Below are 23168 nucleotides of genomic sequence, written 5' to 3'. Positions count from 1 at the left end.
GCCATCCCGCAATCCTGCCCAGCCTATCGCACCGGTGAATCCACTCAAGAAACAAGGCTGCCTCCGTCAATTGCAAATATCTCGGAGTCCGACCAGCCAACTGCGTCATGGTAGGGCCCACTCACCCGCTTCCGACCAAGCTCACCGTGTAGCGCGATCTACGCGACGCCCCCCGTTCGGTTGCGACGAACCGGTTCAACCTTGCCTGCGGTCAGGCAATTGCTTTGAGGCGTATCCATCGCGTGATCACTTACACGTGGCAACGGTACCCGCGCACTCACCGGTGGACGGCAGGCGCAGACCGGCAATCGCTCGCGGCCAGCGACTGTCATTTGATCCGCATGTCATTCTTGACCGACCTCACCCCCTTGACGCCACGTGCAACCTCGACTGCCTTGCTGGCGTCGGCCTGGGACCTGACAAAGCCGCTCAGTTGGACAACACCTTTGAAGGTTTCGACGTTGATTTCGGCGGACTTCAAGGTCGGCTCATTGAAAACTGCCGCCTTTACTTTCGTGGTAAGGACCGTGTCGTCGACATACTCTCCAGTCCCTTCTTGCTTGGGCGTCGATGCGCACCCCAGGGAAAAGGCCATCAGGACGGTTAGGAAAAAGGTGGAAAGACGGTTTAGGTATGTCATGGCTAGGCCCTCCAGATGAATGACAATGCGAAAATCCCTCTCGAAGTTCGATCCGATTCGAGAATCCCCCCGAATGCAAGCTCTATTGCTTGAAAAAAGAGAACGTGGATCTCACTGCCTCATGAACGGCGTCAGTAGCGCGACCTCGGCGCAACGCGCTATATCTTGCCCATCAGCAACAGTACGAGCAGGATTACCAGCACCAGCCCAAGACCACCGCTGGGACCGTAGCCCCACCCCCGGCTGTGCGGCCAGGCTGGAAACGCGCCGATCAGCAGTAAGATGAGCACGATCAATAGTATTGTTCCCAATGTCATTTCATGTCTCCCAATAGTCAGGCATAGCAGCGGAGCTTCCCGGAAAACTCCTGCAACGCGCGGATTCCGCTTTGGTCGGCGCGCCGGCACCAGTCTTCCAGCTGCTTGACCAGTTGCTCCTCCGGGATGGCAGAGCGGCTCCACAACGCGGTGAGGTCTTGGCGCATCGCGTAGACGGTGCGCAGCAACGCACTGGCATGCAGGGCCTGGTGCAGGACTGCGCGCTCACGCGCCGGTAGGGCGCCCGCCTCCCCTTGTAGCCAGTGCTTGAGCGCTTCCTTCGCCTTGGCCTCATTCAGACCCAGTAGGGCACGAGCCCGCAGGGTGCGGATTTCCCCCAATGCGGTTTTCCGCAGGGTGCTGGCGAACTTGGCCAGTACGTGGTAGCGGTGCGTGGAGATGGCCTGCAGGGTCTGCGCGTCGCAGCCTGTCCTGGCCCGATTGAAGCGGATCTTTGGCGCCACCCTGCGTACCCTGGCAAGACGGAGCGCCACCAGCAAGCGGATGTACACCCAACCAAGGTCAATTTCCCACCACTTGCTGGACAGCCTGGCTGAGCTGACGTAGGCATGATGGTTGTTATGCAGTTCCTCGCCGCCGATCAGAATGCCCCACGGCACGATATTCGTGGAAGTGTCATTTGGCGCGTACGTGCGGTAGCCCCAGTAGTGCCCAATGCCGTTGATCACGCCCGCAGCGAAGAACGGGACCCACAGCATCTGCACAGCCCAGATGCTCAGTCCGATCGGGCCGAACAGTACCAGGTCGATCACCAGCATGATGCCGATCCCTAGCCCGACGTGCTTCGCATAAAGATTGCGCTCAATCCAGTCATCGGGGGTGTCGTGCCCATACCTCTCCAGCGTTGCAGCGTTCCTGGCCTCACTGCGATAGAGTTCGGCACCTTCCAACAGCACTCGCCAAATGCCGTAGAACTGCGGGCTGTGCGGGTCTTCCGGGGTTTCGCACTTGGCGTGGTGCTTGCGATGGATCGCCACCCACTCCCTGGTCACCATACCGGTGGTCAGCCACAGCCAGAAGCGCAGGAAATGGCTGGCGATGGGATGCAGATCGAGGGCGCGGTGGGCCTGGTGACGGTGCAGGAAAATCGTGACCGACGCGATGGTGACGTGGGTCAAGCCCAGCGTCACAAGCGGGTAACCCCACCAGGGGAGACTAAGCAAACCGAAGTGCATCGCCGGCTCCTTCGCAACAGTTTCGGCGTCGATAAGCCTCAAAGATCTGTCCGAGCTCCAGAAAGCTCTATCTCAATCCGAAGTATCCAAGCACGAACAAAACGATGACGACGGCCCCGACAAGCCAGATGATGTTATTCATAATGCGCTCCTTGAACTATTCCCCTGCATGAATTGCAGGCGCGATGTGAATCTGTCCGCGCGGACATACCATGCGAGGTGCCCATGGCTATTCGCAGGGGTAGTGCCACTTTGTCACACACGACACGGAAACGTCTGTACGGTAGCGGTCAACACCACATTGGATGACTGGCGGCGCGGCAAGGCGGCATGTGGTACGGTCTGCAGGGTCTGCGCGTCGCAGCTTGCCCTGGCCGGATGAAGCGGATCCTTGGGAGGCACTACCAGTCAAAGCGGTAGTCTCTGGTCGGATGCAGTTGCCATCTCCCGTCCCCGGGCAACTCCAGAACCTGGTGGTGATATTTAAGGAGTGTGGGTCGATGACTGACGCTGACAAGCGTCGTCGGCATACGGGCCAGCTGCAAGTACAGACCTTCCTCGTTGCCAATATCTAAGGCGCTGGTAGCCTCATCGAGCATGGCATAGCGCGGCTTTGCGAGGAGTACACGCCCGATCGTGAGGCGCTGTTGCTCTCCAACGGACAACACTTTGCCCCAATCCAGCTCCGCGTCCAGCCCGCCAAATCTGCCGACGATATCCGGCAGGTTGACCATCTCCAACAGCAGCAGGAGTTCCTCGTCGGATATCTCCCTATCATGGTTGTTCGGATACAGCAGCTGGTTGCGCAGGCTGCCGACCACCATGTAAGGGTGTTGCGGCAAAAACAACATTTCGTCCGGCTTGGGCCGCATGATGCATCCCGTGCCGCAGCTCCACAAGCCCGCGATCGCGCGCATCAGAGAACTCTTCCCACCTCCGCTGGCACCGACAATGAGCAGCCCCTCTCCCGGGTTGATCGACACGGTCAAGTCCCTGACCAGCGTCCTCTCATGATTCGGCGTCTGCAAGGTGACATGTGCTAGCGCCAGGCGGGAGTCCTGCATGGCTTTGATCGTGCCCCCTGCATTCGGGGAGGCTGCCGCCTTCCTGGTCAGGGAGATGGAGAATGTGTCCAGTCGATCCAGCCCCGCCACAAATCGGCTCAGGTTTTCAAAATTGTCAACGATCACGGCCAATGCGCTCAGTATGGCCGCAAACGCACCGGCAGCCTGAATGGCGCGACCGACTTCGAGCTCGCCCGAAAGGACGCGCGAAGCGACAATGGCGCTGGGCAGCATGATGGTCAGGAAGCCATAGCCATACTGAAACAAGTTCAGATTCAGCTGCCAGTTGATGAGTTTGTTGAAGTTGCGGAAGGCCTGTTCAAAACGGCCCCGCACATGAAAAGACTCTTGAGCTTCACCCCGATAGAACGCAATAGACTCAGCGTTCTCACGAATTCGGATCAGGCTGAATCGAAAATCCGCCTCCCGCTTTAACTGATAAAAGTTCAGACCAATCAGGACTCGCCCGAAGAAATATATCGATATCGAGGTGCCAGCGACGGCGTAGAGAACAAGAAAGAGAACAAGCGACCTGGAGATCGACCACAGGACGTTGCTAAATGCAATGAGTTGCAGCAGCGCACCCATGCTGACCAACAGAAAATATAGAGACTGCTGCGTAAACGTATTGATGTCCTCCGTCATCCGCTGATCCGGATTGTCCATCGTGGCATCTGAATTGAGTTTGTAGAAAATCCTGTCCTTGAAATATCCGTCCAGATAGTGGTTGGTCAGCCAGCGCCTCCAGCGAATGCCGAGTTTATTTCTAACATAATAGTAAAATGCATAGATCGGCACCGCCAGGATCAGAATGTAGATGCACTTTGTGATGGAGATCAGTCCAGCGTATGAGAACAGTATTGGCGCTTCCAGCCGTCATCTGTGGACTCGATTCTGGGCCATTGCGAAGCCTTACTGGTTCTCACGGGATAAATGGATGGCAGTTGGCTTGCTTGTTCTGTTGATACTGTTGCTGTTGGGGCAAACCGAAACCAATGTACTGTTCAACCAGCAATCCGGGGAATTTACATCGGCATTGGCGGCCAAGGTTATATATAGCTCACACTCGAGACGGGCGCCGTCCGCCAGCGCACAGTCCGTGCCATAATCCGATGCAGTGCTTGCTGCCGATTGAACGCAGGGAATCCGCGTCCCATTCTCGCCGGCGACACTCCGTTATTTTCCTTCCGGATTGACCGGACTAATCGCGTGACTGGCCAGTCTCTTTGACTGGACCTCTATGCCGATTTGAAGTGATTTCTTCCGGGGTTTCCGGGTATCGTACCGGCCTTCTTGAAAAGGTGAGGAAAATGCCAACAGATTATCCCACTACCGTCATCGTCATTTATCACGGCAGCCCCCGCAATTGGTACTTTGCGGAGGTTGACCCGACGGCGTGCATCTGCCGGCTTGGCCCGTTCGACAGCGAAAATGCAATTTACGAAATCCTTTCTGTCATCTACCCTGCTGATCTGCCCCGTGAAACCATCGACGCCCCCGGCGACTACGACGACGTCACAATCCTGCGCACAGCAAGAGCGGCTGTCGATGTCTCGTTCGTCAGCCCTTGCCCGACTGGGGATGTAGGAGCAGGGACATCCACTTCCTGGTGGAGACTTCTCTTCGGCCGCCACGCTCCTGCGCATGGCTCTCTTCGTGCACTAGGATCGAATAACTAGAACCCCAGCAGGAAAAGGGGACGGTAATGCAACGACGTGTCACTGTTGGTGACCATCAGGTTTCGATCGTAGTGAGCAAAAGTACGATCCTGTCGCGCCTGCAGTTGCCCTCTATTCGATTGCGCGCGCTGACGGGCGGCCGGTCAGGGATGGTCTCCTGAGCGTGCAGTCCTACGAACTGATAGACGGTACGGAGCACTTTCCAACCATTGATACTGCGCTTGATTACGGCGAGCCAAAGGCACGTAACGACATTGCGACGTTAGAACGGCTACCCCGCGGTCCAGACGCGCAGTGGTCGAAACCCCGCTTTGGATCAGGAAACCGGCGCATACTGGGTTGTCACCGCTGTGCGGATGCCTGTAGTCAAGGAGCGCCCGGCGGTGCCATCACTGGATCATAGGAGTCCACCATGGCGCTGAATTTCCCCAATCCTAGCCGCAGCTACGATGCGGCGCGGCACTGCGTATGCTTCTGGGGCTACGACAACGCCCGCGAGGTCGCATTCCAAGTCTCTGACAATCTCCTTTTGCGCCTGAGTCAGGAGGTGGCTTCCGAAGAGGCTGCCTTTCTGGCCACATTCGATCGGCATCGCGAACGGATATTGCTGTTGGCAAAAAACATATACATGCCGGGCGCGCGCAATACATACACCATTTCGTAATGACGGCGGCTTGCAGGCAGGGCGGCGTGCCAGGTGCCCCAACACCTCAATGCGCCGACAGGTCAGGCAACAAGCGATCGAACTCTCGCTTCACGACCGCGTAGCATTCGCATACTCGTTTTTCCAGGCCCATCCGGTCGAGTACTGCAATATGCCCATGGCTGTAGCGGATCAGGCCAGCGGCCTGGAGCTTTAAGGCGGCCTCGGTCACGCCTGAGCGCCGCACCCCGAGCATGTTGGCAATGAGTTCCTGCGTCATCGTCAGGTCGTTGGAGGGCAATCGGTCGATGCTCAGCAGCAGCCATCGGCACAGTTGCTGGTCGATGGAGTGATGGCGGTTGCATACTGCGGTTTGCGCCATCTGGGTAATGAGTGCCTGCGTATAGCGCAGCAACAGGCGCTGCAGAGATCCGCCCCGCACGAACTCCTGCTTCAGGATCGTTGCGCTCAGGCGGTATCCGTGCCCGGCGCTTTGCACGATGGCGCGGCTCGGGGTCGTTTCGCCCCCCATGAAAATGGCAATCCCTACCATCCCCTCATTGCCCACGATTGCAATCTCGGCGGAGGCCCCGTCTTCCATCACGTACAGTAGCGAAATGATCGAATCGGTCGGGAAATAGACATAGCCCTGTTGATCTCCTGACTCGTACACGACATGGGCCAGCGGCAGTTCCACCAGCACCAGGTGTGGTGCGAGGTGCTCCCAGTCGACGGCCGGCAGCGCAGCGAGAAGGTGATTGGACTTCGGATCGTGCGTGACGCTCATGACTGCATCTCACCGCTCATAACAGGTTGATATCAGTGAATCCGGCCCTGCCCAGGGCTTGGCGCCAAGACCACGGGACGGTAGAGGATCACTTGCCTTTGTCAATATAGGTCAGCGGGTGGACAAGGCAAATGCCAGACAGGAGTGCGCTGTAAGGCATGCCGACTTCAGCGGATGGGCGCTTTCAAGTTTCGCCCTGCCCGCTCGGGCAATCTGACTGCAATGGAATAAATGTCCCGATCCGTACGCCTGCGGACGGCATTTCCCCTCTCGCTGGCTCATACTTCGCAGCGCTACGCCTCTTTCAAGCATCGCGAAATAAGGCCAGGGCTGACACAAAGCTCCCGCGGCAACAATGGTGCCACGGCGCCTTTTTGCTTCCCGGGCCGCTGCATGGTCCCGTCCATGAACCTGAAGCTGAATCTCACCTTCCCACTGCGCGCATTCGGCGCGTCCGCCGCGCCGTCACCCTGGGACAGCACAGCGCCGGTGCGGCAGGAGTTGTTCGGCATCGAACGGCTGGAGCAGCACGCGCAAAGCCTCGCCGCAGCCCAGCCGGTGACAGCATCGCCGCCACGCGTGGCATCGCTGCGCAGCCGGCTCAGGGACAATGCCGCTGTCCTGCTGGCCGCCTATCGTGCAAGCGCTGCCGAGTTGGAAGGCGGCGCCGAGGTAGCGCCGGCGGCGGAATGGCTGCTCGACAACTATCACATCGTCGAGGAACAGATCCGCGAGATCCGGGACGACCTGTCCCCCGGCTACTATCGCCAGCTGCCCAAGCTCGCCGAGGGGCCATTCACGGGCTATCCGCGCGTCTTCGGGCTGGCCTGGGCCTTTGTCGCCCACACTGACAGCTACCTCGATCCCGACATCCTGCGCCGCTTCATCGCCGCCTATCAACGCATCCAGCCGCTGACGATCGGCGAACTCTGGGCGGTGGCGATCACGCTGCGCATTGTTCTGGTCGAGAACCTGCGCAGGCTCACCGGGCAAATCACCGCCGGCCGGGTTGCCCGCGCCGATGCGGATGCGCTGGCCGCGCGGCTGCTGGCCACAGGGGGCGCCCGCACGGCACTCGAAACGGATATTGCTGCACGCCCTGCTGCGCCGCTGTCCGAGTTGTTCGCCGCGCAACTCGCCAGACGCCTGCGCGACCAGGACCCGAGAACCATGCCGGCACTGGGCTGGCTTGAGGAACGCCTCGGGCTGCAGGGCACTTCGATCGATGAGGTGGTGCTGCACGCGCAGCAGCGGCAAGGCGCCTCCAACGTGACAGTGCGCAACATCATCACGAGCATGCGGCTGATGTCTGATATCGACTGGGCTGAGTGGTTCGAGAGCGTCAGCCTTGTCGACGCGCGGCTGCGCGCGGGCAGCGACTTTGCCGAGATGGATTTTCCGACCCGCAACCTGTATCGCAACGCAATCGAGGAACTCGCGCGCGGCGCCTCGTGCCCGGAGCTCAGGGTTGCCGAGCTGGCGCTCAGCGCCACGCCAACACCGGCGTCCTCAGCGGACGAAGTGGATGATAGGGTCGACGCGACCGAGGACGGCCGCCGAGTCGATCCGGGCTATCACCTGATCGGCGCGGGCCGCTGTGCGCTCGAACGTGCCATCGGGTTTCGCGCGCCGCCCCGCCTGTGGGTCAGCCGCTGCTGCAAGCAGCTGGGCCTCGGCGGCTATGTCGGCGCGCTCGTGCTGGTCACGGCCGCCCTGCTGGCGCTCGCGCTATGGCTCTTGCCTGCCGACCTGGCGCCCGGCTGGCTTGTGCTGCTGGCGCTGTGCTGGATTGTGCCGGCCAGCGAGGTCGCCACCGCGCTGGTCAACCGCGCGCTTGCCGGGCGCCTGGGCGCGACGATCCTGCCCGGCCTGGAGCTCAAGGCCGGCGTTCCGCCCGCGCTGCGGACGCTGGTGGTGGTGCCGACCCTGCTGACCGGCGAGGCCGACCTGTGCGAGCAGATTGAGCGGCTGGAAGTACATCACCTCGCTGGCGCAGGCGGCGAGCTGAGCTTTGCCTTGCTGACCGATGGCGTCGACGCGGACCGGGAGGCGCTGCCTGGCGATGCCCGGCTGCTTGCCGTGGCCAGCGCAGCGATCGCACGGCTGAACCAGCGCCATGGGCCGGGTCCCGCCGGCGATCGCTTTCTGTTGCTTCACCGCCGGCGCGTGTTCAACGCCGCGCAAGGCCAGTGGATGGGATGGGAGCGCAAACGCGGCAAGCTGCATGAGCTGAACCGGCTGCTGCGCGGCGCCAGCGACACCAGCTACGTGCCCGTCGACGGCCGGGCACCGCAAGTGCCGGCCGGCGTGCGCTACGTCATCACCCTCGACGCCGACACGCGGCTGCCACGCGATGCCGCGTTGCGGCTGATCGGCAAGATGGCCCATCCGCTGAACCAGCCACGGTTCGATGCGGCCCGGCAGCGCGTCGTGGGCGGCTACGGCATTCTCCAGCCGCGCGTCACGCCATCGCTGCCGATTGGCCGCGAGGGTTCGCTCTACCAGCGGGTCTTCTCCGGGCCGGGCGGCATCGATCCCTACGCGGCGGCCGCCTCCGACGTCTACCAGGATCTCTTTGGCGAGGGCTCCTATACGGGCAAGGGCATCTATGATGTCAATGCCTTTGAAGCGGCGCTCGGCGACCGGGTCCCGGAGAACACGCTGCTCAGCCATGACCTGTTCGAAGGGGTGTTCGCCCGTTCCGGGCTGGCCTCCGACGTCGAGGTGGTCGAAGAGTTTCCCGCGCGCTACGACGTGGCGGCCAGGCGCCAGCATCGGTGGACGCGTGGCGACTGGCAACTGCTTGGCTGGATCTTCGGGCACCATAAGGGCATCCACGCGGTGCCGGCCATCGGCCGCTGGAAGATGCTGGACAACCTGCGCCGCTCGCTGCTCGCGCCCCTGTTGCTGCTGAGTCTGGTGCTGTGCTGGTTCCTGCCCTGGCCGGCGGGGCCGCTGGCGACTGCCCTGCCGCTGGCTGCCCTTGCGATTCCGGCCGTCCTGCCCAGCGTCCTGTCCGGACTGCGACACCGCAGCGGTATGCGCCTGCGCAACCATATGCAGGCGCTACTCGCAGACCTGCGGCTAGCCGCCACGCAGACCCTGCTGGTGCTTGCGTTCGTGCCCGACCAGACCTGGCGCGCGGGTGATGCCATCGCGAGAACGCTGGCACGGCTGTATTCCACGCACCGCCACCTGCTCGAGTGGACCACGGCTGCGCAGTCCGCCACGCGCCCGCGGCTGGACCTGGCCGGCTTTTACCGGCAGATGGCCGGCGGCACTCTGCTCGCGCTGTCGATGGCCGCCGCCGGCGTGGGACTGTTGCCATCGTCATGGCCGCTTGTGCTGCCCTTTGTCCTGCTATGGCTGACGGCGCCGGCCCTTGCTCTATGGGCCAGCCGTGCGCCGGCCGTTGCGCGCCGGCTCGCCCTGCCGGAGGCCGACGCGCTGGCGCTGCGCCTCACGGCGCGCCGCACCTGGCGCTTCTTCGAGACTTTCGTCACGCCAGCGGACAACATGCTGCCGCCGGACAACTTCCAGGAGACGCCCAGGCCCGTGGTGGCGCATCGGACCTCGCCGACGAATATCGGGCTCTACCTGTTGTCGGCCATCGCCGCACGCGACTTCGGCTGGGCCGGGACCACCGAATCGGTCGAGCGCATGGAAGCGGCGTTCGGCGCGATGCGCAAGCTGCCGCGCTACCGGGGCCACTTCCACAACTGGTACGAAACGCTGAGCCTGCAGCCGCTGCATCCTGCCTATATTTCGTCGGTCGACAGCGGCAACCTGGCCGCGCACCTGATCGCGGTCGCCAACGCTTGTGAGGAATGGAAAAACGCTGCAGCGCCAGATCCCCGCCACGGCCTGGCGGACACTGCGCGGCTGGCAAACGAGGCCCTGGCGGCGCTGCCCTTCGCACACAGCGAACCCGGACGACAGCTTGGCGAATTACTGGCCGAGATCGACACCGTGCTCGCTGGCTCCCTCACCATGGCAACAGGAGCGACGGGGGCACCGGCACTCGGGCCCCTCACAGACAAGGTCGTCAGGCTGGTGCATGACAACCACCCCGCCGCCGGCGATGACCGTGTTGCCGACCTGACCTTCTGGGCCGGCGCGCTGCAGCGCGCCGTCATCGAGCATGAGCGCGACCAGCTGCAGCAGGCTGAAGTACCGCAGGCACTGGCTGCCAGGCTGACGGCGCTCGCCCATACCGCGCGCGAACTGGCGATGGCAATGGACTTCGCCTTCCTGCTCGATCCGGCGCGCAAGCTGTTGTCGATCGGCTATTCGCTTGCCGACAACCGGCCCGATGTCAGTTGCTACGACCTGCTCGCCTCCGAAGCGCGGCTCGCCAGCCTGTTCGCCATTGCCAAGGGGGACGTGTTGACCCCGCACTGGTTCCGGCTGGGGCGCATGGCGACGCCACTAGGCAAGGGCTCGGCACTGATCTCGTGGTCGGGCTCGATGTTCGAATACCTGATGCCGTCGCTGGTGATGCGCGCCCCTGCCGGCAGCCTGCTTGAACAGACCGCGCGCCTGGTGGTGGCGCGCCAGCAGGGCTACGGGCAGTCGCTGGGGATTCCCTGGGGCGTATCCGAATCGGCGTACAACGCCCGCGACAGGGAGTTCACCTACCAGTACTCGAACTTCGGCGTGCCCGGCCTGGGGCTCAAGCGCGGCCTGTCCGAGAACGCGGTGATCGCCCCCTATGCCACGGGACTGGCGGCCATGGTCGATCCGAAGGCTGCATGCGACAACTACCGTCGCCTGGCCGAACTCGGCGCCCTTGGATGCTACGGATTCTACGAGGCGCTGGATTACACGCGCGCGCGCCTGGCCGACAGCGAGACGGTCGCCATTGTGCGCAGCTTCATGGCGCACCACCAGGGCATGACCATCGTTGCCATCGCCAACGCCCTGCACGATGGCCGCATGCGCGCGCGCTTCCATCGCGAGCCGATGATCCAGTCCTGCGAACTGCTGCTGCAGGAACGCATGCCGCGCAACGTCGCCGTAGCGCATCCCCGCGCTGAGGAAGTGAAGGCCTCGGCGGCAGCGGTACTGCCCCAAGACTCTGCGGTGCGACGGTTCACGGCGCCGGCAACTGGCAATCCGGTCACCCATCTGCTGTCCAACGGCCGCTACACCGTGATGCTGACCACCACGGGAATGGGCTACAGCCGCTGGCGCGACCTGGCCGTGACGCGCTGGCGGGAAGATGCCACCCGCGACGATTCGGGCTCCTTCATCTTCCTGCGCGATACGCAAAGTGGCACCACCTGGTCTGCCAGCGCGCAGACGGCCGCCGATGGCGAGCGCGGCGGCGAAGTGGTTTTCGCCGAAGATTGCGCCGAGTTTGTCCGGCACGACGGCAGCCTGACAACCATCCTGGAAGTCCTGGTTTCCGGCGAGGACGACGGCGAGGTCCGCCGCGTATCGCTGGTCAACAACGGGCGCCGCCCACGCGAGATCGAACTCACTTCCTATGCGGAAATGGTGCTCGCCACGCGCGCGTCCTATGATGCACATCCGGCCTTCTCCCGGATGTTCATCCAGACCGCCCACCTGGCCGAGTCCGGTGCGCTGACCGCGACACGCCGCCTGCGTTCGCCCGAGGAGCCGCCGGTCTGGGCTGCCCACTTCAGCGTGGTGGAAGGCGACGTTGTCGCCGATCCGCAGTACGAGTCCGACCGCGCACGCTTCCTGGAAGGCGGCCGCACGCCCGCTGCGTGCGCAGTCGTCACAGCCGGACTGCCGCTCTCGAACACGGTCGGCACGGTCCTCGACCCGATCTTCTCGCTCAGGCAGCGCGTGCGGATTGCGCCCGGGGGCAGCGCGCGGGTGGCCTTCTGGACTGTCATTGCGACGTCGCATGCCGACCTGCTCGACCTGATCGACAAGCATCAGGACCGCAACGCCTTCGACCGGGCCAAGACCCTGGCATGGACGCAGGCCCAGGTCGAGCTCCGCCACCTTGACGTCGATGCGGCGGAAGCGGCCGACTTCCAGCGCCTCGCTGCGCCCCTGCTCTACGCCGATGCCCGCTTCAGGGCCCCGCCGAACGCCATCCTGCGCGGGGCCGGTCCGCAGTCGGCACTGTGGCCGCTGGCGATTTCCGGCGACTTGCCGGTTGTCCTCCTGCGCATCGACGAGATCGAGGACATCGTCCAGGTGCGCCAGTTGTTGCGCGCCCACGAGTACTGGCGCATGAAGGGGCTTGCCGTCGATCTGGTCATCGTCAACGAGCGCGCCTCTTCCTATATCCAGGATCTGCAGATAGCGATCGAGACCGCGGTTCGCAGCAGCCACTCGCAAAGCCACGCGAGCGAGGAAGGGGTCCACGACCCGATCCACGGCTCGGTCTACACCCTGCGTGCCGACATGATGCAGCCCGAAGCCCGCGCGCTGCTGCAGTCAGTCGCACGTGTCGCGCTGATTGCCCGACGCGGCGCCATCGCGGACCAGCTCGCCCGCCTGCCCGCAGTGGCGGCCCCACTTCCTGTACCTGTCCGGCGCCGCAAGCCCGCGCCACACTCACTGCCGCCGGTGCCGGCGCAGCCCGGGCTCGAGTTCTTCAACGGCCTGGGCGGCTTCGACCAGGACGGCCGGGAATATGTGGTGGTGCTGAACGCCGGCCAGTCGACCCCGGCCCCATGGATCAACGTGATCGCCAATCCCGGCTTCGGCTTCCAGGCGTCGGCCAGCGGCAGCGGCTACACCTGGGCGGAGAACAGTCGCGACAACCAGTTGACGCCCTGGTCCAACGATGCAGTTGCAGATCCGTGCGGCGAAGCGATCTATGTCCGCGACGAGGACAGCTTCCAGATCTGGAGCGCCACCGCGCAGCCGATCCGGGACAACGGCACCTATACAGCCCGCCATGGGCACGGCTACAGCCGCTTCACGCATGAGGCCAACGAGATTGCGCTGGCGTTGCTGCAGTACGTCGCGCTGGACGATCCGATCAAGATTTCGCGCCTGACGCTGCGCAACCTCTCCAGCGTTTCCCGCCGGCTTTCCGTGACGGCCTATACGGAATGGGTGCTCGGCACGTCCCGGGGTGCTTCGGCGCCGTTCATCGCCACGGCGCCCGACGAAGCCACCGGCGCCATCCTGATCCGCAATCCGTGGAGCACGGCGTTTCCGGGTCGCGTGGCCTTTGCCGATCTTGGCGGCAGGCAGACCGCCTGGACCGCCGATCGTACCGAGTTCCTTGGCCGGAATGGCGGCCCCGAAGCGCCCGCAGCGCTGCTCGGCAAGGCGCCCTTGTCCGGCACGACCGGTTCGGGCCTGGATCCCTGTACGGCCTTGCAGTGCAATGTCGAGCTCGCGGCCGACGAGACCGTCGAAGTCGTTTCGTTTATCGGACAATGCGCTTCGGCTGCCGAGGCCAGCGCGCTGATTGCGCGCTATCGCGAGACGGATCTCGACGCGGCGCTGGCTAGTGTGACCCGGCACTGGCAAGGCCTGCTTGGCGCGGTACAGGTCAGGACGCCGGACCGCGCCATGGACATCATGCTCAACGGCTGGCTTCTCTATCAGACACTCGCCTGCCGCATCCGGGCACGCTCGGCCTTCTACCAGGCAAGCGGCGCCTACGGATTCCGCGACCAGTTGCAGGATCACATGGCGCTCACCCTTGCCAGTCCGGACGCAACGCGACGGCATCTGCTACGCGCCGCCGGGCGGCAGTTCGTCGAGGGCGACGTCCAGCACTGGTGGCTGCCACATTCTGGGCAAGGCGTGCGAACACGGATCTCCGACGATCGCGTGTGGCTCGCGTTTGCGACCGCCAGCTATATCGCCAGCTCGGATGACACCGCCGTGCTGGACGAGATGGTGCCGTTCCTGGAAGGCCAGATCCTGGGCCCCACCGAGGCCGACGCCTTCTTCCAGCCGATGGTCTCGGATATATCGGCCTCGCTGTTCGAGCATTGTGCGCGGGGGATCGACAGCTGCATGGCGCACGCCGGCGACCACGGGCTGCCGCTGATCGGCGGCGGCGACTGGAACGATGGCATGAACCTTGTCGGGGCCGGCGGCAAGGGCGAAAGTGTCTGGCTGGGCTGGCTGCTGGTACGCACCCTCGCCATGTTTGCCCCGCTGGCGCAGACCCGTGATGCCGGGCGCGCCCGCCGCTGGCAGGCGCATGCGGCCTTGCTGCGCGAGGCGCTGGAGCGAGAGGCCTGGGATGGCGACTGGTATTGCCGCGCGACCTTCGACGACGGCACCTGGCTCGGCTCGAAAGACCGTGAGGAATGCCGTATCGACGCCATTGCGCAGTCCTGGGCCGTGCTGTCGGGCGCGGCCGATCCCGCCCGTGCCCGTGCGGCGATGGCCTCGCTGGAAAAGTACCTGGTGCGCCACGAAGACGGGCTGGCACTGCTGTTCACCCCTCCCTTCGACAAAGGTCCTCTCGACCCCGGCTACATCAAGGGCTACCCGCCCGGCCTGCGCGAGAACGGCGGACAATACAGTCATGCCGCGATGTGGGCAGTTCTCGCTTTTGCGAGACTCGGCGCGGCCGACAAGGCTGTCGAACTGTTCTCGCTGCTCAACCCCATCAACCATGCGCTGACACCTGTAGCGGTCGAGCGCTACAAGGTTGAGCCCTATGTGGTTGCGGCCGACGTCTACTCGGTGCCGCCCCACATCGGCCGCGGTGGCTGGACCTGGTACACGGGTGCCGCGGGATTGATGTATCGCGCCGGGGTGGAAGGCATCCTCGGCATCAGGAAAGAGGGAAACCGGCTGGTCATTGCCCCTTGCATTCCTGCCTCGTGGCCGGGCTTCAAGGCCACCGTGAACGTGGCGTCGACCCGTTATGAGATCAGCGTGGAGACGCCGTTGCACTGCGCCAGCGATGTCTCGCAGGCGATCCTCGACGGCGTCAGCATCCCCTGTAAGGACGGCCAGGCTAGTGTCCCTCTTGATGGGGGCGAGCACGCGCTGCTGGTCCTGGTCTAGCTCCCACGTATCCGGGCAGTCAATCCGTGTCGGCGCCGCGTCAAGCGTACGGCACCGGACTGACACGAGATCCCATCCGAACTACGCTTTGAGCAGGATAGAGCTGTCGCTATCGAGACAACGTACCGGCGACAAGTACTTCAGCGAATCCCTCGAATCGGTGTTCTCGATTTCATGGCATGGCCATCGACAACGCGATCCGCTAGAACGGCTACCCTCCGCCCGGCTGAACCAGCGGAAGGCATGTTTTTGCAGAACCAGGAGCGCATCATGTCACTTGGAATCGTACTGTTGATTGTCTTGGCTATCTTCCTCGTGGGGGCAATCCCCACCTGGTCGTACAGCAGCGGATGGGGCTATGCGCCATCGGGCACACTCGGGATACTTTTGGTTGTGGTCCTTGTCCTGTTGCTGCTAGGCAGACTCTGAGGCGGGCGTCGGGAGCGTCCCGGACGCAGGGGCCGCCATTGCAAGGCAGGCTCATCGCGCTGGCTTCCTGAATTGCCGAAATCCAATCTGAGGGGCGCGCAACCGGGGGCACGCGCTCGGTGACAACCTGGTTGCCACCGTCCATCGCACGGCCAGGTTGCCTCAGCATCTGGCTCGCAACACCGATATAGAGGTATTCATCATGAACAAGGACCAGGTGAAGGGCCGGGTCACAGAGGCCTCCGGGAAAATCAAGGAAGCCTTCGGCAAGATGACCGGAAACAAGCAAACGCAAGTTGCGGGAACGCTGAAGAAGGATCTTGGCAAGACGCAGGCAGCGTACGGCGACGTCAAGGAGGATATCAAGAAGGCTGAGTAACAGAATATGGAGAGGGCGAGCACCCGAGCCAATACACCGCCGGCACGATGGCAAAGGCTGCGGCCCGACCGGCCGCCCTTTGCCCGCTTTCGGCCTTTCCTCGTTACGTGCGGGCGTCAGGAGACAGCCATGCTGGACACGATGCTGAATCAATTCCCTCCCATGGAGCAGGAAGCTTTCCGCGAGACCTGTCTGCGTAACGGGGTCGCACCTGACGGATTTACCGTGACAGCAATTGAAGACGCGGCAGGTGCTGTGCCGGCTCACGGCCGCACCATCTCGGTAGGCCTCGGCAGGGAAATCCGCCAGTACGACGGAAGCCGGACTGCCCAATGGACCGTCGATTTCGAGGACGACCTGAAATCGCGCGTGTTCGGCTGAGCCTTGCTTCTCTGCGCCACCCTTGCGCCCGCGTACGCCAGCGGACCGACTTCTTGCGCCCATAGGGAGAACATTGTCTCGACACAGGCAGGCGACCAGGCCTTTGCAGCCGGATGCCCGGGACCTATGGAACAACGATACCCGGATCCCTGCGTGGCCGCAGGAGGTAGCAAGAAATGAAACGCACACAAATATTCCTCGAACGGGCGGCAATCCTTATCGCCGCACTTGGCATAGTCGCCTGTAGCGGCATGAGCCGGCGAGACACCGATACAGTAGTGGGTGCAGGCATCGGAGGCGTGGCGGGCGCCGTGCTGACCAGTGGCAGCGCGTTAGGAACTGTCGGTGGAGCCGCCGTAGGCGGCGTCATCGGCAATCAGGTAGGCAAGTAGCGGCAGCGGCGCGACGCAACGGACGCCGCGCAAACAAACGATGCTCAGCGATTCGCGAAGCTCGCCTCGCGCTACCTCCGTACCCTGTCGTACCCGCAATCCCATCCGCATTGACGTAGGCTGAATTCATACCTCGAACACTGGAGAGAATCATGCAACGGCGACGATTCATATTGATCTCGGCCGGATCCATGGTGGCCATCGGCGCCACCCTGCCGGCCTGCACAACCACCGGCACCTCTTCCGAGAGTGCCGCCAGCCGGGCCGATGACCGGCACAGCATCGACGCCGAAGTGGATTCCACGCTCACCCGCCTCTACGCCTCCGCCCGTGGCTCGCATGAACTCGTCGGCAAGGCGCAGGGCGTGCTGGTCTTCCCTTCGGTGATCGCGGCAGGTTTCTGGCTTGGCGGCGAATACGGCAAAGGCTCGCTGCGCGTACGGGGCACCACGGTGGGCTACTACAGCACCACCACCGGTTCCATCGGATTCCAGTTCGGTGCGCAGTCCAAGGCCATCATCTTTCTGTTCATGACCCGTGATGCGCTCGACCGCTTCCGCAACAGCGAAGGCTGGGCAGTTGGCGGCGATGCCACCGTAGCCGTGCTTAAAGTTGGCGCCAACGGCAACATCGACTCCAACACCGCCAGCGCACCGGTCGAGGCCTTCGTGCTCACCAACAGCGGACTGATGGCGGGCGTCAGCCTCGAAGGTACCAAGGTCAGCAAGCTGGCTGCCTTGTAACACCGACAGCCGCCGACAAGAGCGCCGCCACCATCTACGCCAATCACGCAGGGCCATCACGAACTTCATCACCAGCGCTGGCCCTCTGATCTCGTTGATCGCCGGCGTCCTGATTCTTGTCATTCCGCGGCTGCTTAACTATATCGTCGCCATCTACCCCATTGTCATCGGCCTGCTTCGGACTGTTTGGCGGGCACCTGCGCTAAGCGGGGGCCAAGGGCGAGTTCCTTCGGGACTCGACACACTGACGACGGTGCCGATCCATCCTCCCGGGCGCCAGCACGCCCGGGCACTCGAGAGTGTCATCATGCGTACCCTACTCTGCCTCCGCTTCAAGGATGCCGCTTCCGCCCGGGACGGCTGGGCAAGACTGCTTCCCCTCGTCCACGCGACTGCCCATGTGACCGGCCCCTGGTTCGTGGGCCGGGGCCTGCGGCCGGTCGAGAGCTTTCCGGGCGCGGATACCACGCACACCAGCTTCCGGCATGAAGGCTCGATCGCCGGCTATGCCATATTTGCAATACTTGGCCTCGCGCTGGCAGGGTACTACGGCGACCATTCCGCCCCGCTGAGCGGCCTTACCACCTATGGCCTTGGCTTCGTGGCCTTCGGCGTCTGTGGCTGGCTCCTTGGTGCGCTGTTCGGCTCAATGTTGCCGCGACAGCGGCTGGCGCGGGCCGCTGCACTCTTGTCGCAAGGCGAAATCATCATGATCGTCGGATGCAAATCCTCCGAGAAGGAAACGATCAAGACGCTGCTATACGAGCTGGGCGGAGTCGGCATTGACGAGCACGGCGACTTCCTGCCACATCTGCGCTGGACCTAAATGTGACCGTTCTGCAGCACCAGGCCGTGCCACCGGTGAAAGAAAGGCCTGGTGAAAGCCAGATGTCTGCTTTCAGAGATTGATCAGACCTGCTGCCACGTTTACGCACAGACCCAATACAGCAATATTGAAGTAGAACGAGAGCACGGACTGCGCAAGTACCGCTTTGCGGATGGGCCGCGATCTCAGTGCCACGTCCGACGTCTGCGAGGTCAACGCGATCGTGAACGAGAAGTACAGGAAGTCCCAATAATTCGGCTCAAGCGCGCTATCGGGAAAGCTGAGTACCGGCTCATCGGTGCTCTCCTGCGCTGAGCCGTAGTACAGCCGCGCATAGTGCAGCGCGAACATTGTCGGAATCAGGAACCAGGCGCCGAACAGCGTCGCCACGGTGAAAGCAAGATGCGCCAGCCCCGCACCCAGCCCCAAATCTTTCACCGTGGCCAGTTCGAGCACGATAGCGGCAATGCTGGCGACCGCAGCAACGCAAACGACTAGCAGAAACGTAGTGGCCGTCTCGTCCTCGCGAATGGCAATTTCCCTGACCATGTCTTGTGGCGCCCTGGCCATCAGCCACCAGATCAGCACGAGATACGACCAAACGGCGATGTCCCAGCCGAGCACGACGCGCACTAGCGGGCGCAGCGACACCGGCGCCACGGATGCAGCGATGATGCCGATCACTAGCGCGATGACGGCGCGCGGCCGGTATTGAATGAGCTTCGGGACAGGGAGAACGGGGAGCATGAGCATCAGATGGTGGGTGGAATGGCCACTTGCGCAGGCCGCCCGATCTGGCTCCGACGCGCGTTCCGACGAAGCTCCTCGACCATCAACGGCTCGCCAGGCTAAGGCTCGCGCTCCGGGCCGTGTCGACCCTTTGCACGAAGGTGGCTTATACCTGAAAGCAGCTCTGCGGTGAGAACCTATGCCAGCGTAGCGCGTTCGAGTCGCCCGCTCAAGCTGCCTTCACCTTCTAGGGGTCATCGTACTTTCCGGAAAAAAATGGCGGTAGCAGACCGCAAACCCGCCTGTAGTAACGCTTCTCAAAGCAATGAATCACTTGGCGCCAGCGTATTTGTAAGCTCTTGATAGATAAGCCGTTTCCGGTGCATACCGCCAGAAAATGGACGGAAAGTACGATGACCCCGAGAAGCCGGCGCGTTTCCGCCCCGTGCGCGCTTCAGTCCGCGCGCGGATGTGCGAGGAAAAACCGCAGCATTTCCGCACTGGCGTCGGGTCCCTTCGGATCGGTGTAGGTGCCGCGGCGGCTGCCGCCCGACCACGCATGTCCGGCACCGTGGATCACCCAGTACTGGGCATCGATGCCGGCAGGCGTCGTGATCCTGTGCCGCGTGTAGTCGTGGCCCGCGCGTACGGTCTCGCGTTGCTTGTCCCTGCGCGCTTCGCCTTGCTCGAAAGGTGCCACCAGCCGGCTGCCATTGGACGGGTGCACGGTCTTGTCGGCATCGCCATGGAACACGATCATCGGTCGGCTTGGCGCCATCAGCGGCGCGCCGGCCCTTGACCTGCCGATGCCCTTGCCGCCCCGCATCGCGCCCAGCGCGGACGGCAGGTCGTGCGCGCAGCCCGCGGGCAAGCCCGAATGGATACCCGCCGCCGCGAACAGTCCGGGATAGCGCTGGATCAGCACTGCCGCCATCGCGCCGCCGGCGGAGAGGCCGGCCACGTAGACGCGCCGGGTGTCGATGCCGTGGCTGGCGATGACCTCGTGCGTCATGCCGGCGATCAGCGAGGGCTCGCCCCGCTCGGCTTGCTGGTCACCCGGCCGGAACCAGTTCCAGCACTTCGATGCGTTGGCGTCGGCGGGCTGGATCGGGTACAGCACGACAAAGCCGAGCCTGTCGGCGAGTTCGTTCATGCGGGTGCCGGCGGCAAAGTCGTCGGCGTCCTGCGTGCATCCATGCAGCATCACGACCAGCGGCATCGGCTTGCTGTGCCTGCCGGCCGGTATGTAGAGCTTGTACGAGCGGGTGCCCGCGTGGTTTGCGAAGGTCCGCTGGCTGAAGTGCCCGGCCTGCGCAGTCGCACGGGCGAGCGGGGATTGTGGAGCAGGTGCGCGCGCCGCTGCGCTGTCCGGGCCTGCGGCATCGGTGCCGCGGGCATGCACCGCGGCGGCATCGGCGGGTTCACCGGCGACACCGCCGGTCTGGGCCGCAGCCGTGTCGTGCGTCAGCAGGCGTTCAACCACCTGTGCAGGCATCGGCGCCGCCGTAGCGGCTCTCACTTCCACGGACGAATGCCGGCGTAGTGCCCGCTGGATGGCCACGGTGGCCTCCATCGGGCCTGCGGTCTGCAGCAACTGCATGGCCTCATGCATCGAGGCGAGGAACGCGTCATTCATTTTCATGCTTGTATCCAGGCAACCTGGCGAACCAGGGGGCGGCGAAATTGCCGCGAACTACCGTATGCGCCCGGCCAGCGCAGCCTTGACTGCGGCTGGCGCGTGCAAGGCGCCCAGCACCACGATGGATTCGATGGTCGCCAGCGCAAGCTCCGGACTGACATCCGAGGCAATGCTGGCCAGTCCCAGCACATGGATATCGAGTCTTGCATTGGCCGCGCGCGCAGCTTCCAGGTCCTTCTTCGTGAAGTGCTGCAGCCCGAGTACCAACGCCCGACGGCTCACCGTTTCCTGGATGACCACCGCATGCGCGGCGAGCTGGTTCCGGATGGCGGTCCGGATCAGGTCTGAGCGGTTCGAGTAAAAGCCCTCTTCGACCAGCAGGTCGATCTGCCCGAGGTCTACCGGTCCGAGGTTGATGGTGATTTTTTCCGTATCACCTGCCTTCGGCTTGTTCGTCAGCTGTGCCGCATCGGTTTTGTGAGAGGTCATTTCGTCGTTAAGCGTTGGCAAGCGATGGAAGCAGCGGTCAAATCACCTATAGACCATCCTGCAACCATCCACACGCCATCCATGTGGATGGTAAATAAATAGGTGAACGATGGAGCAGGCGCAAGGCGAAAGTCAGGATGTGTCACAGAGTCATCATGCGGTGCGGCCCGAAGGGCACAAACCGGTTGCTATCCGGCAAGCCGGACGGCGTGCCGGATAGCATCATCTGAGGGAGAGAGGCGGAGTGTCGGCCGATGCCGGCCTCAGGCGTCGGCGGATGACGAAGGGGCACCGTATCGCGGCTCAACCACGCATGCCCCGTCAGAGCCGCGATCCGATCAGCGTAGCCATCCGGTCGCGCAGCGTTTCGATCCATGGGCGATTGGCCCACTGTGCGTACGTGACCGGGCGGGACAGCGTCATGTCACCCTTACTGCGACACCCATTAGCCGGCCGAAGTCAAAGCGATCCTGCATAGTTCAAGGCGAGGGCATTGCAGTTGACGCGAGCGTCATCAACACATCCGCGCTTGCAGATCATCCATTTCTTCCAGCAGGTCGGCCACCAGAGCGGCCAGTTCCGGTATGGCGTCAAAGTCACGCTCCAACTGCCGCATGCGCCGCGCCCGTAGCAGGCTGGCGCTGGAAAACCGCCAGATGCCAGCGACACTTACGGCATGAGGGAACAGGCCCTCATCTACATGCAGCCTGAGCCAATCTGGTTCTACCATGCAGGCTGCCGCCACCTGCTCCAGAGTCAGCCAAGCATCTTCCATCAAGCAGCCGATCAGCACGTCATCATCACGCATGGGTCAGGCTCTCCTATCCGGGCGCGGGTTAAAGGCCAATTCCCGCGCCATGGTTTCATAAAGCTCTCGCGCCTTTGGGGTGTTTGCCGGCGGCAACACCACCTGGATGTCCAGCAGCAAATCGCCTGGTGGATTAGCGGGGATGCCCTTGCCGCGCACCCGTAGCTCGCTGCCGCTCTGGGCGCCAGGGGGAATGCGCACCTTCAGTTCGCCCCCAGGTAAATCGATGGGCACCACGGCCCCCAGCGCCACCTCCCACGGTGCCACCGGCATGGTGAGGTGTAGATTTCGCCCCTTCACTTTCAGTCGGTCGTGCGGTTTGAAATGCACCTCCAGAAAAAGATCCCCCGCCGGCGCACCGCCGATCCCCGGCGCACCCTGCCCGGCCAGACGGATGAGCTGACCTTCGCGCACGCCTTTGGGAATTTTCACGCTGAGGGTCCGGCTCCTGAGCTGCACCAGGCCGTGGGCGTCCATGCTTGGCACCCGCAGCGAAAGTTGACGGGTGGCGCCGGTAAAGGCGTCTTCCAGGTCCAGCAGGACCTTGGCGTGGTGATCCACACCGCGTGACTGGAAGCTGCCACCATGTGCATGGACGCCGCGGTGTCTGCCCCCGACACGGCCAAACAGCTCCGCGAAGAAGTCGCTGAAATCGGCCTCTTCCTGGGGCGAGAAGCCCCGACTAGAGAACTCGAAGCCGGTGTTCCAGTCCGGCGGCGGACGGAACTCCTGGCCAGGATGATAGCCTCGCTCCAGTTGATCGTACGCGGCGCGCTTTTCCGGGTCGGAGAGCACGGCGTAGGCCTCGTTGAGCTGCCTCATGCGCAGTTCTGCATCCGACTCCTTGGAAACGTCCGGATGGAACTTGCGCGCGAGCTTGCGGAACGCCTTCTTGATGTCCTCCGCCGTGGCATCGCGTGCCACCCCCAGCGTCTTGTAGTAGTCCTGGAACTCCATGCGTGTTCCCCTTTTCCGGTCTCGAGGGCTGCCCTTGTCCTCGGAAGAATGATGTCGAATATCAGTCAAATCAAGAACTTGAAATCCCCAGGTGAAGCCT

At 63.2% G+C, this 23168-nt stretch carries 18 protein-coding genes and 2 pseudogenes; 10 read left to right on the top strand and 10 right to left on the bottom strand.

The window, feature by feature from the left end; translation table 11 throughout:
- Positions 1-328: 328 nt before the first annotated feature.
- From CupriaWKF_RS33510 to CupriaWKF_RS33495, 4 genes and pseudogenes are all read right to left on the bottom strand, one after another.
- Positions 329-640 carry a BON domain-containing protein gene (locus tag CupriaWKF_RS33510; RefSeq protein WP_140950811.1) on the bottom strand — a complete coding sequence of 104 codons (312 nt, stop codon included), beginning with the start codon at positions 638-640 and terminating at the stop codon, positions 329-331.
- Between the two features lie 158 nt (positions 641-798).
- A complete protein-coding gene (locus tag CupriaWKF_RS33505) occupies positions 799-957 on the bottom strand; it encodes a DUF3309 family protein (protein ID WP_039008227.1) in 159 nt (52 codons plus the stop codon).
- Positions 958-974: 17 nt separating this feature from the next.
- The gene (locus CupriaWKF_RS33500; RefSeq protein WP_276103594.1) at positions 975-2195 is read right to left on the bottom strand and encodes a fatty acid desaturase; all 1221 of its coding nucleotides are present in this window, start codon (positions 2193-2195) and stop codon (positions 975-977) included.
- A 359-nt stretch (positions 2196-2554) separates the two neighbouring features.
- Positions 2555-4051: pseudogene (locus tag CupriaWKF_RS33495) on the bottom strand (ATP-binding cassette domain-containing protein); the annotation flags it as partial.
- Positions 4052-4527: 476 nt separating this feature from the next.
- Here CupriaWKF_RS33495 and CupriaWKF_RS33490 point away from each other — a divergent pair.
- On the top strand, positions 4528-4896 hold the full coding sequence (locus tag CupriaWKF_RS33490) for a hypothetical protein (RefSeq protein WP_140950810.1): 369 nt from the start codon (positions 4528-4530) through the stop codon (positions 4894-4896).
- A 412-nt stretch (positions 4897-5308) separates the two neighbouring features.
- Entirely contained in the window at positions 5309-5560 is a 252-nt protein-coding gene (locus tag CupriaWKF_RS33485) for a DUF1488 domain-containing protein (RefSeq protein ID WP_140950809.1), read from the top strand.
- A 46-nt stretch (positions 5561-5606) separates the two neighbouring features.
- Here the strand turns inward: CupriaWKF_RS33485 and CupriaWKF_RS33480 are convergent, their stop codons facing one another.
- On the bottom strand, positions 5607-6326 hold the full coding sequence (locus CupriaWKF_RS33480; RefSeq protein WP_140950808.1) for a Crp/Fnr family transcriptional regulator: 720 nt from the start codon (positions 6324-6326) through the stop codon (positions 5607-5609).
- A 405-nt stretch (positions 6327-6731) separates the two neighbouring features.
- Here CupriaWKF_RS33480 and CupriaWKF_RS33475 point away from each other — a divergent pair, with 405 nt between their 5' ends.
- The 8 genes and pseudogenes from CupriaWKF_RS33475 to CupriaWKF_RS33440 all read left to right on the top strand — a co-directional run bounded on the left by CupriaWKF_RS33475 (position 6732) and on the right by CupriaWKF_RS33440 (position 18446).
- Positions 6732-15296: a glucoamylase family protein gene (locus CupriaWKF_RS33475; protein WP_276104107.1), complete on the top strand. Its 8565-nt coding sequence runs from the start codon at positions 6732-6734 to the stop codon at positions 15294-15296.
- A 270-nt stretch (positions 15297-15566) separates the two neighbouring features.
- A complete protein-coding gene (locus CupriaWKF_RS33470) occupies positions 15567-15725 on the top strand; it encodes a DUF3309 family protein (protein ID WP_140953511.1) in 159 nt (52 codons plus the stop codon).
- Positions 15726-15927: 202 nt separating this feature from the next.
- Positions 15928-16104 (top strand): CsbD family protein, encoded by a 177-nt coding sequence (locus tag CupriaWKF_RS33465; protein WP_276103593.1) that lies wholly within the window; start codon positions 15928-15930, stop codon positions 16102-16104.
- A 129-nt stretch (positions 16105-16233) separates the two neighbouring features.
- On the top strand, positions 16234-16485 hold the full coding sequence (locus tag CupriaWKF_RS33460; protein ID WP_140953507.1) for a hypothetical protein: 252 nt from the start codon (positions 16234-16236) through the stop codon (positions 16483-16485).
- Positions 16486-16661: 176 nt separating this feature from the next.
- Positions 16662-16877, top strand: a complete 216-nt coding sequence (locus CupriaWKF_RS33455; protein ID WP_140953508.1) for a glycine zipper 2TM domain-containing protein — start codon at positions 16662-16664, stop codon at positions 16875-16877.
- A 152-nt stretch (positions 16878-17029) separates the two neighbouring features.
- Positions 17030-17620, top strand: coding sequence for a YSC84-related protein (locus tag CupriaWKF_RS33450; protein ID WP_039008240.1), 591 nt, complete (start codon positions 17030-17032; stop codon positions 17618-17620).
- 55 nt (positions 17621-17675) lie between these two features.
- Positions 17676-17826 (top strand): annotated as a pseudogene (locus CupriaWKF_RS33445) (DUF3096 domain-containing protein).
- A gap of 101 nt (positions 17827-17927) precedes the next feature.
- A complete protein-coding gene (locus CupriaWKF_RS33440) occupies positions 17928-18446 on the top strand; it encodes a hypothetical protein (RefSeq protein ID WP_140953509.1) in 519 nt (172 codons plus the stop codon).
- 72 nt (positions 18447-18518) lie between these two features.
- Here CupriaWKF_RS33440 and CupriaWKF_RS33435 read toward each other — a convergent pair whose 3' ends face one another.
- The 5 genes from CupriaWKF_RS33435 to CupriaWKF_RS33415 all read right to left on the bottom strand — a co-directional run bounded on the left by CupriaWKF_RS33435 (position 18519) and on the right by CupriaWKF_RS33415 (position 23068).
- Positions 18519-19193 (bottom strand): DUF1345 domain-containing protein, encoded by a 675-nt coding sequence (locus CupriaWKF_RS33435; protein ID WP_140953510.1) that lies wholly within the window; start codon positions 19191-19193, stop codon positions 18519-18521.
- 436 nt (positions 19194-19629) lie between these two features.
- Complete coding sequence (locus tag CupriaWKF_RS33430; protein ID WP_276103592.1) at positions 19630-20817, bottom strand: PHB depolymerase family esterase; 1188 nt, start codon at positions 20815-20817, stop codon at positions 19630-19632.
- Positions 20818-20868: 51 nt separating this feature from the next.
- Positions 20869-21303: a CopG family transcriptional regulator gene (locus CupriaWKF_RS33425; RefSeq protein WP_276103591.1), complete on the bottom strand. Its 435-nt coding sequence runs from the start codon at positions 21301-21303 to the stop codon at positions 20869-20871.
- Between the two features lie 514 nt (positions 21304-21817).
- Positions 21818-22111 carry a chaperone modulator CbpM gene (locus CupriaWKF_RS33420; RefSeq protein WP_276103590.1) on the bottom strand — a complete coding sequence of 98 codons (294 nt, stop codon included), beginning with the start codon at positions 22109-22111 and terminating at the stop codon, positions 21818-21820.
- A 3-nt stretch (positions 22112-22114) separates the two neighbouring features.
- A complete protein-coding gene (locus CupriaWKF_RS33415) occupies positions 22115-23068 on the bottom strand; it encodes a DnaJ C-terminal domain-containing protein (RefSeq protein WP_276103589.1) in 954 nt (317 codons plus the stop codon).
- Positions 23069-23168: the final 100 nt, after the last annotated feature.

It is taken from the genome of Cupriavidus sp. WKF15 (assembly GCF_029278605.1).
Lineage (GTDB): Bacteria > Pseudomonadota > Gammaproteobacteria > Burkholderiales > Burkholderiaceae > Cupriavidus.
Note: the sequence above shows the minus strand (reverse complement) of the source record. Positions and strands in the feature narration are given on the sequence as shown.

What these genes read in the sequence shown, in the direction of transcription:
- CupriaWKF_RS33450 (WP_039008240.1), top strand. Translation starts at nt 17,030, where the DNA reads ATGCAACGGCGACGATTCATATTGATCTCGGCCGGATCCATGGTGGCC.
- CupriaWKF_RS33470 (WP_140953511.1), top strand. Translation starts at nt 15,567, where the DNA reads ATGTCACTTGGAATCGTACTGTTGATTGTCTTGGCTATCTTCCTCGTG.
- CupriaWKF_RS33435 (WP_140953510.1), bottom strand. Translation starts at nt 19,193, where the DNA reads ATGCTCCCCGTTCTCCCTGTCCCGAAGCTCATTCAATACCGGCCGCGC.
- CupriaWKF_RS33430 (WP_276103592.1), bottom strand. Translation starts at nt 20,817, where the DNA reads ATGAAAATGAATGACGCGTTCCTCGCCTCGATGCATGAGGCCATGCAG.
- CupriaWKF_RS33420 (WP_276103590.1), bottom strand. Translation starts at nt 22,111, where the DNA reads ATGCGTGATGATGACGTGCTGATCGGCTGCTTGATGGAAGATGCTTGG.
- CupriaWKF_RS33505 (WP_039008227.1), bottom strand. Translation starts at nt 957, where the DNA reads ATGACATTGGGAACAATACTATTGATCGTGCTCATCTTACTGCTGATC.
- CupriaWKF_RS33490 (WP_140950810.1), top strand. Translation starts at nt 4,528, where the DNA reads ATGCCAACAGATTATCCCACTACCGTCATCGTCATTTATCACGGCAGC.
- CupriaWKF_RS33440 (WP_140953509.1), top strand. Translation starts at nt 17,928, where the DNA reads ATGCGTACCCTACTCTGCCTCCGCTTCAAGGATGCCGCTTCCGCCCGG.
- CupriaWKF_RS33465 (WP_276103593.1), top strand. Translation starts at nt 15,928, where the DNA reads ATGAACAAGGACCAGGTGAAGGGCCGGGTCACAGAGGCCTCCGGGAAA.
- CupriaWKF_RS33460 (WP_140953507.1), top strand. Translation starts at nt 16,234, where the DNA reads ATGCTGGACACGATGCTGAATCAATTCCCTCCCATGGAGCAGGAAGCT.
- CupriaWKF_RS33510 (WP_140950811.1), bottom strand. Translation starts at nt 640, where the DNA reads ATGACATACCTAAACCGTCTTTCCACCTTTTTCCTAACCGTCCTGATG.
- CupriaWKF_RS33475 (WP_276104107.1), top strand. Translation starts at nt 6,732, where the DNA reads ATGAACCTGAAGCTGAATCTCACCTTCCCACTGCGCGCATTCGGCGCG.
- CupriaWKF_RS33425 (WP_276103591.1), bottom strand. Translation starts at nt 21,303, where the DNA reads ATGACCTCTCACAAAACCGATGCGGCACAGCTGACGAACAAGCCGAAG.
- CupriaWKF_RS33485 (WP_140950809.1), top strand. Translation starts at nt 5,309, where the DNA reads ATGGCGCTGAATTTCCCCAATCCTAGCCGCAGCTACGATGCGGCGCGG.
- CupriaWKF_RS33415 (WP_276103589.1), bottom strand. Translation starts at nt 23,068, where the DNA reads ATGGAGTTCCAGGACTACTACAAGACGCTGGGGGTGGCACGCGATGCC.
- CupriaWKF_RS33480 (WP_140950808.1), bottom strand. Translation starts at nt 6,326, where the DNA reads ATGAGCGTCACGCACGATCCGAAGTCCAATCACCTTCTCGCTGCGCTG.
- CupriaWKF_RS33455 (WP_140953508.1), top strand. Translation starts at nt 16,662, where the DNA reads ATGAAACGCACACAAATATTCCTCGAACGGGCGGCAATCCTTATCGCC.